The 13,977-nt window shown below is 40.8% G+C and carries 14 protein-coding genes; 10 read left to right on the forward strand and 4 right to left on the reverse strand.

Annotated features, from left to right (window positions below; genetic code table 11):
- Positions 1-256 precede the first annotated feature (256 nt).
- The 6 genes from GYX91_RS03095 (at position 257) to GYX91_RS03120 (ending at position 4,933) form a co-directional block, all read left to right on the forward strand.
- On the forward strand, positions 257-1,801 hold the full coding sequence (locus tag GYX91_RS03095; protein ID WP_037393520.1) for a cytochrome ubiquinol oxidase subunit I: 1,545 nt from the start codon (positions 257-259) through the stop codon (positions 1,799-1,801).
- Positions 1,802-1,810: 9 nt separating this feature from the next.
- A complete protein-coding gene (cydB, locus tag GYX91_RS03100; protein WP_041879090.1) occupies positions 1,811-2,959 on the forward strand; it encodes a cytochrome d ubiquinol oxidase subunit II in 1,149 nt (382 codons plus the stop codon).
- Between the two features lie 64 nt (positions 2,960-3,023).
- Positions 3,024-3,143, forward strand: a complete 120-nt coding sequence (gene cydX, locus GYX91_RS03105; protein WP_025330274.1) for a cytochrome bd-I oxidase subunit CydX — start codon at positions 3,024-3,026, stop codon at positions 3,141-3,143.
- 260 nt (positions 3,144-3,403) lie between these two features.
- Positions 3,404-3,685 carry a hypothetical protein gene (locus tag GYX91_RS03110; RefSeq protein WP_174829921.1) on the forward strand — a complete coding sequence of 94 codons (282 nt, stop codon included), beginning with the start codon at positions 3,404-3,406 and terminating at the stop codon, positions 3,683-3,685.
- 368 nt (positions 3,686-4,053) lie between these two features.
- The gene (locus GYX91_RS03115; protein ID WP_174829922.1) at positions 4,054-4,416 is read left to right on the forward strand and encodes a DUF423 domain-containing protein; all 363 of its coding nucleotides are present in this window, start codon (positions 4,054-4,056) and stop codon (positions 4,414-4,416) included.
- Positions 4,417-4,444: 28 nt separating this feature from the next.
- Complete coding sequence (locus GYX91_RS03120; protein WP_084586246.1) at positions 4,445-4,933, forward strand: hypothetical protein; 489 nt, start codon at positions 4,445-4,447, stop codon at positions 4,931-4,933.
- 98 nt (positions 4,934-5,031) lie between these two features.
- Here the strand turns inward: GYX91_RS03120 and GYX91_RS03125 are convergent, their stop codons facing one another.
- From GYX91_RS03125 to GYX91_RS03135, 3 genes are all read right to left on the reverse strand, one after another.
- A complete protein-coding gene (locus GYX91_RS03125; RefSeq protein WP_174829923.1) occupies positions 5,032-6,402 on the reverse strand; it encodes an NAD-dependent succinate-semialdehyde dehydrogenase in 1,371 nt (456 codons plus the stop codon).
- Between the two features lie 178 nt (positions 6,403-6,580).
- Positions 6,581-7,270 carry an LrgB family protein gene (locus GYX91_RS03130; RefSeq protein ID WP_084551803.1) on the reverse strand — a complete coding sequence of 230 codons (690 nt, stop codon included), beginning with the start codon at positions 7,268-7,270 and terminating at the stop codon, positions 6,581-6,583.
- A 36-nt stretch (positions 7,271-7,306) separates the two neighbouring features.
- Complete coding sequence (locus GYX91_RS03135) at positions 7,307-7,711, reverse strand: CidA/LrgA family protein (protein ID WP_084586244.1); 405 nt, start codon at positions 7,709-7,711, stop codon at positions 7,307-7,309.
- A 105-nt stretch (positions 7,712-7,816) separates the two neighbouring features.
- Here GYX91_RS03135 and GYX91_RS03140 point away from each other — a divergent pair, with 105 nt between their 5' ends.
- Together GYX91_RS03140 and GYX91_RS03145 are read left to right on the forward strand one after the other, a co-directional pair.
- Complete coding sequence (locus GYX91_RS03140) at positions 7,817-8,710, forward strand: LysR substrate-binding domain-containing protein (RefSeq protein ID WP_172397118.1); 894 nt, start codon at positions 7,817-7,819, stop codon at positions 8,708-8,710.
- A gap of 232 nt (positions 8,711-8,942) precedes the next feature.
- On the forward strand, positions 8,943-9,272 hold the full coding sequence (locus tag GYX91_RS03145; RefSeq protein WP_202983727.1) for an antibiotic biosynthesis monooxygenase: 330 nt from the start codon (positions 8,943-8,945) through the stop codon (positions 9,270-9,272).
- A gap of 122 nt (positions 9,273-9,394) precedes the next feature.
- Here GYX91_RS03145 and coaD read toward each other — a convergent pair whose 3' ends face one another.
- Positions 9,395-9,910 (reverse strand): pantetheine-phosphate adenylyltransferase, encoded by a 516-nt coding sequence (gene coaD, locus GYX91_RS03150; RefSeq protein ID WP_025330283.1) that lies wholly within the window; start codon positions 9,908-9,910, stop codon positions 9,395-9,397.
- A gap of 851 nt (positions 9,911-10,761) precedes the next feature.
- Between coaD and GYX91_RS03155 the strand changes: the two genes are divergently transcribed.
- Positions 10,762-11,949, forward strand: coding sequence for an efflux RND transporter periplasmic adaptor subunit (locus GYX91_RS03155; protein WP_078474340.1), 1,188 nt, complete (start codon positions 10,762-10,764; stop codon positions 11,947-11,949).
- Between the two features lie 3 nt (positions 11,950-11,952).
- Positions 11,953-13,890 (forward strand): MacB family efflux pump subunit, encoded by a 1,938-nt coding sequence (locus GYX91_RS03160; RefSeq protein WP_174829924.1) that lies wholly within the window; start codon positions 11,953-11,955, stop codon positions 13,888-13,890.
- The last annotated feature ends 87 nt before the right edge of the window (positions 13,891-13,977 follow it).

The raw sequence follows: 13,977 nt of genomic DNA on the forward strand, positions 1-13,977 counted from the left end.
TTTCTAAATATATATTTTTAGCATTTATAATGTAAAAGTAAAATATATAATATTTTTAACAATAGAAGTTTAGTTTATTTTTAATTTTACATATTTAATGTAAACTTAAATAACTATATTTATTTGTTAAATTTATGCATTAGTTTAATATTTCCGATTTGTATAGTATATTAAATTCTATTAAATTGAAATATTTATCAATGCCGGTTTAAAGATAAATATAATTTTTATTAATATAAATTACAGGAACAAAGCCATGGATTTAGTGGAACTGTCAAGGCTGCAGTTTGCGCTGGTCGCGCTTTATCATTTTTTGTTTGTACCGCTAACATTGGGGATAGTATGGATTCTGGTAATAATGGAATCCACTTATGTGTTAACCGGTAAGCAGATATATAAAGATATGACGCGATTCTGGGGCAAATTGTTCGGCATCAATTTTGCTCTGGGTGTAACTACCGGTATAACAATGGAATTCCAGTTTGGTACCAACTGGTCATATTATTCGCATTATGTGGGGGATATTTTTGGTGCGCCATTGGCTATTGAAGCGCTGATGGCATTTTTTCTGGAATCCACTTTTGTAGGCCTGTTCTTTTTTGGCTGGGAAAGACTGAGCCGGCCTGGTCATCTATTAGTTACCATTCTTATGGCACTTGGTTCCAATCTGTCTGCATTGTGGATTCTGGTAGCCAATGGCTGGATGCAGGATCCGGTAGGGGCGCATTTCAATTTTGAATCAATGCGTATGGAAATGACCAGTTTTACTGACATTTTCCTGAATGAAGTAGCGCAGAATAAATTTGTACATACAGTCTCTGCCGGTTATGTAACCGCTGCGGTTTTCGTGATGTCTATTTCTGCCTGGTATTTGCTGAAACGTCAGGATGTCGAATTTGCCAAAAAAAGCTTTCGTATTGCCGTAGCTTTTGGTGTAGCTTCAATTCTGTCAGTTATTATCCTGGGTGATGAATCCGGTTATACCGTGGGAAAATCACAGCAAACTAAAATGGCGACACTGGAAGCCATGTGGGAAACAGAACCGGCTCCGGCTTCGTTTAATCTGATTGCTCTGCCAAATGAGCAGAAAATGGAAAATGATTTCGCTATCGAAATTCCATGGGTAATGGGTTTAATCGGTACCCGGTCACTGGATAAACAGATTCCGGGAATCAAGGAAATCATTGCTGAGAATACGGAGCGTATTCGCAATGGTCGGGAAGCTGTGATTGCGCTGGAAACATTGCGTAAAGACCGTACAGATGCACAAGCACAGGCTGCCATGAAAAAATATGGCGATGATCTGGGCTTTGGCTTACTGCTTAAATCCTATGTGCCGGATGTACGTCAGGCTACTGAATCTGATATCGCACATGCAGCCCGGGAAACAATTCCGCGTGTCGCTCCGATGTTCTGGAGTTTCCGCATCATGGTATTGTGTGGCTGTCTGCTGCTGTTGCTGATGGTTGTAGCATTTTATACTTCGGTTAGAAATAGTTTTGCAGATAAACGCTGGTTGCTTAAATGGGTGTTCTGGAGTTTACCATTGCCCTGGCTGGCCTGTGAGGCAGGATGGTTTGTTGCGGAGTATGGACGCCAGCCATGGACAGTATATGGTGTACTACCGACTAATCTTTCGGCTTCTTCGCTGACGGCTGCTAGTCTCTGGGGATCAATTTTCGGTTTTGTAACACTGTACACAATCTTATTAATTGTGGAAGTGTATCTGATGGTACGGTTTTCCCGTCAGGGCCCGGGTTCACTGGGTACAGGGCGTTATGCTAATGAAGCAGAACATTAGGAGTAGACCATGGAATTCTTGGATTATTCGGTATTAAAATTCATCTGGTGGTTGTTGCTGGGTGTTCTGCTGATTGGCTTTGCCATCATGGACGGGCAGGATATGGGGGCAGGTTCTCTGCTTCCGTTTGTTGGCAGAAACGATAACGAGCGCCGTGTCATTATTAATTCAATAGCCCCGCACTGGGATGGTAATCAGGTATGGTTTCTTACTGGTGGTGGTGCTATTTTTGCAGCATGGCCATATGCTTATGCGACAGCATTTTCCGGCTTTTACTGGGCAATGATGGCTGTGCTGTGGGCAATGTTTTTCCGTCCGGTAGGATTTGACTATCGCAGTAAAATCAATAATGCCCGCTGGCGTACTACCTGGGACTGGTTACTGTTTGTCGGCAGTTTCGTTCCACCGCTGATTTTCGGTGTGGCTTTCGGTAATCTGCTGCTGGGGGTGCCATTTCATTTTGATGATGATTTGCGTTCTTTCTATACTGGTTCATTCTGGGCTTTGCTCAATCCTTTCAGTTTGTTGTGTGGTGTGGTATCGGCTGCAATGATTACCTTTCATGGTGCGATTTATCTGGCATTGCGCACAGATGAACAGGTAAGACAACGTGCACTGCGTGCCAGCACAATTGCTCTGATTGTTGTGGTAATCGCATTCTCACTGGCCGGTATCTGGGTCAATATGGGAATTAATGGTTACAGCATGGTTGAGGGAAGTTATTTGCCTGGAGCTTCACCTGATCCGCTGAATAAACAGGTGGTCAGTGCCACTGGTGCATGGATGAATAACTATCAGCAATATCCGCTGCTGTTAGTGATACCGGTACTGGCTTATGTTGGTTTTATAGTGGCATGGCTTCTGGCAAAAGGCGGGAAGAATTTTGTAGCATTCTGGTTTTCAGCATTGGGTCTTGGCGGCGTAATCAGTACCGCTGGTGTATCCATGTTCCCCTTTATCATGCCTTCAAGCACAGATTTGCGCTCCAGCCTGACGGTATGGGATGCCAGTTCGAGTGAATTTACTCTTAAAATTATGCTGGTGGTGGCATTAATTTTCGTGCCGCTAATGTTGTGTTATACCAGCTGGTGTTATCGGGTGATGCGCGGTAAGGTAACTACCGACATGATTCGCAAGAACGACCATAGCCTGTATTAAATTCGGCTTAGTCTGCCGCTGGTATTTTAGCCGGCAGACAAGCCAGTAAAACAAGGAGTATTTTATGTGGTATTTTGCCTGGTGTTTAGGTATTGGTTTTGCCATATTGCTTGGAGTAGTAAATGCATTATGGGGTGAATATCAGCAAGACAGAGATAAGCTGGATCAGCAATCACAACAATGAAATAGTGTATGCCAGTCTGATACATTCTGTTACTGAATTAATTAAATTTAAAAAAGTTCCTTTGGTTTGCTGTATACCAGTTTGCTTGGTATACAGCTTTTTCTTTTATACTAAAGGTAATACAAAGGTAATAATTGTATTTATTGAAATGATTTGTTCATTATTGTTTGATTTACAGTAAATTTGATGTATTTTGCTGGAAAGTGCTGGTTTTTTGTATTAGTATAATTAATGAATATAATCTTCGGAAAGGAATCCGAATGAATAAATCTATGCGTAATAGTCTGATTTTTGCTATTGGGCTGGTTGTAGCAGCAGGTGTTAGTGCTAAGGAGATCAAAGTAGCCAGTAATAACACTGCATATGCGCCGGAAGAGGTACAGAAACTGGCCAATACAGCAGTAAAAATGGGTGTAAAAGAACCTCTGAATATGAACGTTGCTTCCGGTAATCTCATTGTTACCGGCAGTAGTGCCACTAAATGTATATTTAAAGTGGGTACGGCGAAATCGCCACAAATTAGTGGTATCAGCTGTAAATAAATAGAAAATAGCTATTACAATCAAAAGATGAAAAACTGACCTGTTCATAGTAACTGGTCAGTTTTTTTATCGGTAATAGTATGATGAAAATTAGAAGCAAGAGTAAAAAGATTAATGTATCTTGGAGGAAAATTTACTCTTTCGATTGGTTTTTATAAATCTATTTTCAGCAATATAATCTTTCCTTTAGCTTTTATTTTGGTTTTTACTTGCATGAAGGGCAGAAAATGAGAATTTGCCATGATTGTATTTGTGTAAGTAATTTGAGATTCAGTAAACCGACCTTTATACTGCGCTTAGCTGAATAGTCTGTTTGTAATAAGACAGGCATATCTACGGTTTAATTAATTGAATAATGGGGAATTGATATGTGGTTAGGTATTGCAGCAGTTAATCTGGCTTTGGCGGTAATGCTGGGTGCATTTGGTGCACACGGATTAAAACATATGGCCAGTGTGCAGCAACTGGAATGGTGGCATACAGCAACACAGTATTTTTTCTGGCATGCACTGGGATTACTGGTATTAAGTGTACTGGCAAAAGCAGTACCGGCATTTACGGTAAAAATGCCGTTTTCTTTACTACAACTGGGATTGATTATTTTTTGTGGTTCACTGTATCTGATGGCTTTGGGTTTGCCACGCTGGCTCGGTGCAATTACACCGGTTGGCGGTGTTTTAATGATTACCGGCTGGCTGACTCTGGCATGTCTGGCTTTTAAGCAGCAGTAAAATTTAGGGAACCTGACAGGAGGTTGCTATGTGCGGTAATGTTTATTCAATGATAATGAGTTTCTTACTGGCAGGCAGTCTGTGTGCTTGTAGCCATTCAGCAGCTGTTACAGCTAATAGTTCTGCTCAGGTTTTCAACCAATCAGTGTCGCCAGTTGCTTATCAGCAGGCCGATAATTACTTCATTAAAAATACGGTAACCGGATTAGTCCCGAGACACATTAGTTCATCTGTTGAGTTTGCCCGTTATTTCGGTATGGCTGCAACTATGGGGAAAAATGGGAAACCAACTCCTATTGATTTTGCAGCTCATGATGTAATTGTATATGATGCCGGAATCGTGCAAAAGCAGCTGGAAATTACGCCTTTAACGTTAAATTATGCTCAGGATAAGCTGATATTAGATGTACGCATTCGTTCTGGAGAAAGACAGAGTTATCAGATGCACCCGTTTGTTATCTTGATTGTGCCTAAAAACTTAGCTGATAAAGTGGAATTCAAATTGCTACAACCATAAGCAGTAAAGATATGGTTGGTGTTTTGTGTCCAGTAACTGATTATTATCTGAAAAAAGCAGTCTGTATAAACAGACTGCTTTTTGCATTAATAGGAGGATTAGTCCTGTGCAAGTACCACAAGTTTGTGATTAACAAATTCTTTAATGCCCAGATCACTTAGTTCACGTCCGAAGCCTGAACGTTTAATTCCGCCAAACGGCAGTTCAGCTACGGAATCACCGAAACGGTTAATAAATACCATACCGGTTTCAATTCGCGAGGCCAGATTTTTGGCGCGTTCAATATCTTTACAGAAAACGGTTCCGCCCAGACCAAAATTAGAATCATTAGCCAATGTAATTGCTTCTTCATCATTTTTTACAATATACAACTGTGCTACAGGTCCGAAAAATTCTTCGAAATAGGCCGGATTATCCCGGCTAATATCCGTGATCAGTGTTGGGGTAAAGAAATTATCTTTAGCTGGCTGATTACCGCATAATACTTTAGCACCATGAGCAATGGCTTCATCCAGCTGCTCTTGTAGGGTTTCTTTGCTTTTACGAGATGAAAGGGGTGCCAGGGTAGTCTTTTCATCCAGGGGATCGCCCATCACTACCTGAGCAAAATCTTCCTGAACAATCCGGGTAAATTGTTCAGCTACTTTTTCATGCACGATAAAACGTTTTGCTGCAATACATACCTGACCAGCGTTAAACAAGCGTCCTGCTACTGCGGTATGTGCGGCGGCTACTACATCAGCATCATCTGTGACAACGAATACATCATTACCGCCCAGTTCCATAGTAGATTTTTTCAGTTTACTGCCAGCCTGTCCGGCTACAATACTGCCGGCACCTTCTGAGCCCGTCAGAGCCACACCCTGTACGCGTTTGTCACCGATAATGGTTTCTATCTGCTCAGGAGTTACAAACAGATTGGTATAAGTACCGGCAGGTGCCTGGGCTTCATGCAACAGATCTTCCACCAGTTGCGCACATTGCGGAACATTACTGGCATGTTTGGCTACAACCGGATTGCCCACAGCAATAGCCGGTGCAATAACCCGGATAAGCTGGTAAATAGGAAAATTCCATGGTTCAACTGCCAGAATGATACCGATTGGATGATGTTCCACCCAGCCTTTGCCCAGTTTGCTCGGATAGGCCGCCGGTTTTAGCAATTCTGCAGCCTGTTTTGCATAGTACTGGACAATTTCAATGCAATTAACAATTTCATTACGGCTCTCTGCAATACGTTTACCCATATCCAATGTGATAATACGGGCAATTTTTTCCTGATGCCGTGTCATAATTTCAGCCAGGCGTTGTAGTAATGCCTGTCTTTCGCCGATGTTTTCCGGTTGCGACCATTCAGACTTGTACAGAGCATGAGCCTGAGTCAGTGCGTTTTCTACTTCAGCATCTGTATGATTGGAAAAAGTTCTGGCCAGCTCGCCAGTAAACGGATTGATAGATTGATAAGCCATGTTCAGCTATCCTCCACAAGTAAGATTGTAAGAATATTTTGTCTGTAAAAATGCAGAGCAGAAGAAAGCGCCTGTCCGAATCATGCCCGAACAGCTTTAACGCAATTAAGAAATAGTAACAGAAGCCGCTAATGATTGTACGGCAGCGGTAAAGTTTATGTAAAGCAGTTTATCTTTATTATAACCAGACTATGATTTTCACTATTAAAGGTCCGGCCAGCACCATAAATAAACCTGCCAGAATCATAGTCAGGCTGGCAACCACACCTTCGTCGGCATTACGCTGAATTGCCCGCGAAGTACCAAATCCATGTGCGGCATTACCAAAAGCAGCACCATTGGCCAGATGCAGCCGGCTGCGACTGAAAGCCAGTGTGATATCACCAAATAGCATGCCTACCAGTCCGGTTATGATGGTGAATACGGATACCAGCGCCGCTGAACCATGAATTTTGTCAGCAAGCTCAATGGCAAACGGAGTAGATACGGAACGTGCCATGAGACTGTAAGTCACTTCGTGGTTAAAATGAAATAGTCGAGCCATCAGATAAGCACTGCCCACCCCGACAAACATTCCCACAATAATAGCAGTCATCAGAATCGGTAACTGACGTTTCATTACATCACGATATTGATAAATCGGAATGGCAAAAGCAACAGTGGCAGGACCAAGTAAGCCGGAAATATAACGCGTATATTGATTATATTGTGTATAACTGATGTCCAGCCATTGCATGAGAGCTATGGTTAATACACTAAAAGTAATGGCGGGTGACAAAAATATAACCGGCTTGGCGCGATAGCATTTTTTTGCCAGTGCATACAATGCAATTGTCCAGATAAAACAGCCGGCAGCAATTATATTCATAACAGATATCCAGTTAGAAATTAAATATGTGCCAGTTCAGACATGGCGATGTTTAATCCATACACGGCGCAGACGATAGCAGTATTTTAAGGTCAGAGCAGTACTGCTCATTACCAGAAATGTACCTGTTACGATGCTAATAACCAGTTGCCATCCTTCAGCAGCAAACAATGCCTTGTATTGAACCACTGCAATAAGAACAGGCATAAAATACAACATTAATTCACCCAGAAAAACCTGCGCACCACTGGCAATCCATGATAATTTCAATATGTTAAGCTGTAATAACAGCAATACCAGAAATAATCCGATTACACCGGCAGATAAAGGGATATGAGTAGCTTTTTCGATACCCAGCCCTATCAGCCAAAATAAAATGATTAATAAAATTTGTGCGCATATACGTAAGCAGTTTGCCATGCGAAGGTGTAACATATTCATTTTGGCTGTTCCTTATAGCCAATTATTGGAAATCACTGATTATAATTAGCTTTATTAGGCATAATATGAATTATAATTTTTTTATTATTCTTTTTTTGAATATTTATGATTGATATAAAAGCACTTCAATGCTGGGTCACTCTGGTTCAGAATCACAGCTTTTCAGTTACTGCGGAAAAACTGGCATTATCCCAACCGAGTATCAGCAAAATAATTCACGCACTGGAAAATGATTTAAATGTAGCCTTACTGCAGAAAGGAGAAAACGGACGCAAGCGTCAGGTACTACCAACAGAAATTGGTAAGCGTGTATATGAACATTCTCTACAGATACTTAATCAGGTGTCGTTACTGAAACAGGAGGTAGAAGATTATCGTGAACTAAAATTGGGTACATTGCGTATCGGTATGTCGTTACTAGGGAGCCGTTTGCTAACACCGGCTTTTTTTAATTTTCATCAGCAATGTCCGGATATTGAGCTGGCTTTTATTGAAGCCGGTACTCGTGATATTGAAGCAGCCTTGCTGGATAACCGTCTGGATGTAGGTCAGTTACTGTTACCGGTAAGTGATGAATTTGATTATATTCCTTTATGCGATTACCCGATGATGGTACTGTTTCCGCGTAAACGGTTAGCAAAAATACCTGCATCTATGTCTTTGCGCAGTTTGCGTGATGAGTCTTTTATTTTGTTTAGTCGCAGTTTTGTTTTATTTGAACGTGTTATTAATGGTTGTCATGATCAGGGATTTGAGCCAAATGTGGTTTGCTGTACCAGCCAGTGGGAACTTTTGCGTGATATGGTAGCAAAAGAAATGGGCATTGCTTTACTGCCCAGTTATTATACGGATGAATTTGACGATAAAATATTTGCAGCTGTTCCGTTAACCGATCCGGCAATTAACTGGAGTTTGTCTATGGCGTGGCCTCGTCACAAAAAACTGACACCGGCTGTAAAAGCATGGCTTAAAGTTATCAGAGAGGAATTTTCCAAATAACTGTTTAACGTATAAGTAAGCAGAGTATTGAAAAATGCAGACAAAATAGTAACCAATGACAAACAGCAGCCTGAAAAATAGCTTGCTTTATTGTTTGCAGAATGATAATGATTTATATTTTTACAAAGAGTTATTTAAAAAAAAGCTAGGGATAAATTCATATAATAACCGGAAAAACCCTTTTATCACTTTCCATTACAGAATACGGCAATCAAGAGTAAAAAGGTTTTAAATGATCAGTAAAGTGTTTGAATTACCCTATTACGCCGTTATTTTTACCTCTAAACGCAGCCCGGGAGATTTTGGCTACTTAGAGATGGCACAAAATTTATTAATTGAAGCCGAAAAAATAGAAGGATTTTTAGGAGCGGACAGTGTTAGAGACGCAGAAGGAATCGGTATTACAGTTTCATACTGGCGAACACTAGAGGCTATTGATAAATGGAAAAACCATACGCTGCACATAGAGGGGAAAAGATGGATATCAAACAATGGTACGAAGAATATTCAATTCGTATCTGTAAAGTTGAATATGAAAAATTTTTTGAATCCTCTGTTTTAAAACCAGATGGATAATAGGGTAGCTGATAATCAGCTACCCTATTAGTCAAGAATCAAGATTAATGCAAAATCAGTCTCTGAACCGGGCACTCAGGTTGCGACTGCCCGGATCATTCTGTCTGCTCAATTCTCAGTGTACATATGGTCTTGCATAATTTTTTCATAAACTGCATCAGGGACATAACGGCGAATCATGGCCTGCCAGTTTTGCGGTCCGACCATGCCTTTTATCATGGTTGATGATACTTCGGCATATTCACGCGGCGGTATCAGGAAGATAGTGGAAATTTCCGGCTGTAAGTCATGATTGATATGGCGCATGGAACGCTCATACTCATAATCAGAAGCGGTACGGATACCGCGGATAATGAAATCTGCACCAATACTGCGTGCATAATTAACCAGATACTGATTTTGAAAACTGGAGATTTTAACATTGGGAAAATTTGCCGTGATAGCCTGAAGCATTTCTTTGCGCTCTTCAACTGAATATGTGGCGTTTTTTTCCGGATTAACACCAATAGCGACGATTAGTTCATCAAATAATGGTTGTGCTTCACGAATCATCCATAAGTGACCATTGGTAGGGGGATCAAAGCTGCCGGCATAGACTGCACGGCGGGTAGTTGAATTAGTCATTGTTGCTTATTCCAAACTGCTTTTTCATGTGCCGGAAAAATAACCAGTATGCAGATATTATCTGCTGAACATGATTGATTTAATTGTAAACAGTTATTATTTTTTTCAATGTTGTCAGTACAAAGCTGCGCAGCTTAATCAGTTGTGTGTGCATTGTCAAAACATAAATGTTTTTTTATGTGGGAAAGAAAATATTAAGCCGAATAAAGGTAAAGAATTCAAAAGAATAATATGAAATATTATAAAATAATCATTTTTGTTTTAATAGTATAAATAGTAAGTAGTTTGCCTGCTTAATTTTGCCATATATGAATATTCAGATTAGGTTTCGTCATTTTGTTTTAACGGTTCATATAAAAAGAGGAGTTTTTTAATTTCTATTTAGATAATTTTTTATGTTGATTTTATTAATTTTATTAAAAAATACTTAAAAAAGTGGAATCCTTTAATTTTTCTGCTGTATTTGTAGTGGCGGTTTTTCTTAATAACTACTATATTTTTATTAGCAGAATTTCGATATGGAGCAGCGACTCTGTAGTTAATGAATAGTTAAATATATTTTCAGACTCTTATTCATATTTGAGTATCAGTAAAATGTGTATTTTGTTGAAATCATTTAAAATTTTATCATTATATTTTTTAAGCAAGCAAAGATTTAATATATATGATTTTATAAAGAGCTTGGATTATTATTTAATATTCATAAATTAATAATGGATATCAGATATTAATAACTAACATGATATATTGATGAGAATGGTTTTCATCCTTTACAATCTTAATCTTTTGCCGCTATTTATTAAATTTATTAATTAGAGCAAAATTTGAGTGATATACGGATTATTAAGCAAATGAAAAAAAAATGGGTTAAAAGGTTTGTATGGTTGTTAGTTGTGGTGGTGCTGGCTGCTGTTGTATGGAGCCTGTTTTTTAAACCTAAAGACCAGATGAATTTTGTGACAGATGATGTTCGCCGCAGCGATATCATGCAGACAGTTAATGCCACAGGAGAAATTGCAGCGGCACAATTGGTTGATGTCGGTGCTCAGGCTTCCGGCCAGATCAAAAAACTGTATGTTAAACTGGGTCAGCAGGTTAAAAAAGGTGATTTGATTGCTGATATTGATTCCACTACCCAGTTAAATACCCTCAACACTAATAAAGCTAAGCTGGATACTTATCGTGCTCAGCTGGTATCTGCTCAAATTGCATTGAAAATGAAGCAGCGTGCATTTGACCGTGAACGCGCGCTGATGGGACAGGATGCTACCTCTAAAGCAGATTTTGATAATGCTCAGGATAATCTGGCCGCAGCACGGGCTAACGTGGCTGAGCTGAAGTCACAAATCCGGCAAACACAGATTGCCATTAACACTTCAGAAGCAGATTTAGGCTATACCCGCATTACTGCCCCGATGGACGGTACAGTTGTATCCATTCCGGTAGAAGAGGGACAAACTGTGAACTCCAGCCAGAATACGCCAACGATTGTACAGCTGGCTGACTTAAGCAAAATGCTGAATAAAATGCAGATTGCCGAGGGCGACATGAGTAAGGTTAAGGCAGGAATGCATTTAACTTTTACTACACTGGCGGACAATAACAAAGTGCGTAAAGCTACTCTTGAAGCAGTAGATCCGGGGTTAACCAAGATGTCTCAGGGAAGTTATGACACCAGTACGGATACAACTGATACAGCTATTTATTACTATGCCCGGGCTCTGGTTCCGAATGATGATGGCACACTGCACATCGGGATGACTACTCAGAATAATATTTTTGTGAAATCTGTTAAAAATGTACTGACTGTATCGAATCAGGCAATCAGGCATAACCGTGGTAAAAAAGTGGTGAAGGTGCTGGGCGATAATCAGCAGGTTCAGGAAAAACAGATTGAGACTGGTATTACAGACGGTATGCGCACAGAAGTGAAATCAGGCCTGAAAGAGGGTGACCGGGTAGTTTTATCTGCGCTGAGCAAGGCAGACGCCAAAAATGGTGTCAGCAAAGAACCTAAAATGCGCGGTCCGAGAATGTAAGCCATGAGTTTATTGGAAATTAAGGCAATCAATCGCTGGTTCGGCACTGGTGAAAACCGGGTTCAGGTGCTCAAAGATATTAATCTGAGCATAGAAAAAGGCGATTTTGTAGCTATTATCGGTCAGTCTGGTTCGGGTAAGTCTACTCTGATGAACATCATTGGCTGTCTGGATGTGCCGTCCAGCGGTTCGTACAAAATTGATGGCGTAGAAACTGCTGCTATGACCGCAGATGAACAGGCCGCTTTGCGCCGTCGCAGCTTTGGTTTTATTTTTCAGCGCTATAACCTGCTCGGCACATTAACAGCACGTGAAAATGTAGCTCTGCCAGCTGTATATGCCGGTATGGAATACGATGAGCGAATGAAACGGGCGGATGAGTTGCTGGCTCAGCTCGGGCTTGCCGGTAAGGAAGAAAACCGTCCCAGTGAACTGTCCGGTGGTCAGCAGCAGCGGGTAAGTATTGCCCGTGCGCTGATGAACGGCGGCGAAATTATTCTGGCAGACGAGCCAACAGGTGCGCTGGATACCGGTAGCGGAAAAAATGTGATGGAAATCCTGCATAAACTGCATGATGCCGGTCATACCATTGTGATGGTTACACATGATCCGACGATTGCTGCTAATGCTAACCGGGTAATTGAAATTAGTGACGGACGGATTATCGCCGACCACAGTAAGAATACAGATATTCCGCCCAGCAATATTGAGAGTATTGAAGAGCATAATTCATGGCATTTTTACCGTGATCAGTTTTTTGAATCTTTTCTGATGTCTATTCAGGCGATTATGGCGCATAAGATGCGCTCGTTTCTTACGATGCTCGGCATTATTATCGGTATTGCTTCAGTGGTGTCGGTAGTTGCACTGGGAAGAGGGTCGCAGGAAAAAATTCTTGAAAACATCAATGCTATGGGCACAAACACGGTTTCCGTATATCCGGGTTACGGATATGGGGATCGCCGTTCTTCCCGTATTAAAACGCTGACTGTTGGTGATGCAGAGGTTCTGAAGCAACAGGACTATGTTGACAGTGTCACTCCGGGTGTTAATACCAGTGGTACGCTGACTTATGAAAATCAGTCTCTTTCAGCTCAGTTATACGGTGTAGGTGACCAGTATTTTGATGTACGCGGTATCAAGCTTGCTTTTGGCCGGCTGTTTAATGAGGATGATGTAACTCAGAACAGTCAGGTAGTCGTAATTGATGACAATACCAAAAACAAATTGTTTGCTGATGGTACTAATCCGCTGGGAAAGGTTATTCTGTTTAATAAACGACCATTGCGTATTATCGGTGTAACAGAACCCAATAATAACGGCTTTTCGGACAGTGACAGTTTACAACTGTTTACTCCTTATACCACGCTGATGAACCGGATTTCCGGCTCTAAATACATTACTTCAGTTACGGTGAAGGTAAAAGATAATGTCAATTCACAAACGGCAGAAAAAGGCATTATTGAATTACTGAAAGTACGTCATGGTACAGAGGACTTTTTTACCCGTAACAGTGACACTATTAAGCAGACAATTGAAAGTACTACCGGCACCATGACTCTGCTGATATCAAGTATTGCGCTGATATCTCTGGTCGTAGGCGGTATCGGGGTGATGAATATCATGCTGGTATCGGTAACCGAGCGGGTGAAGGAGATTGGTATACGCATGGCTATCGGTGCACGTCAGCACAATATTCTTGAACAGTTTCTGATTGAAGCGGTGCTTATTTGTCTGATTGGCGGGTTGGTAGGTGTACTGTTTTCGTTTGCCATCAGTATGCTGTTTAATTTGCTGGCAACAGATTTTGCTATGTCATTCTCAACAATTTCTATTGTGATGGCTGTACTTTGTTCAAGTGTAATTGGTGTGCTGTTTGGTTTTATGCCGGCAAAACGTGCATCGCAGCTTAATCCTATTGACGCGCTGTCACGCGATTAATTGTGTTGATGCTGAAATTTCAATCTGGCGGAAATGGCTGTACTGCATTGATAAATGCAGTAAGCGTCAGAATAAAAAGTTACGATG

Source organism: Snodgrassella sp. ESL0304 (assembly GCF_013344995.1).
Classification (GTDB): domain Bacteria; phylum Pseudomonadota; class Gammaproteobacteria; order Burkholderiales; family Neisseriaceae; genus Snodgrassella; species Snodgrassella alvi.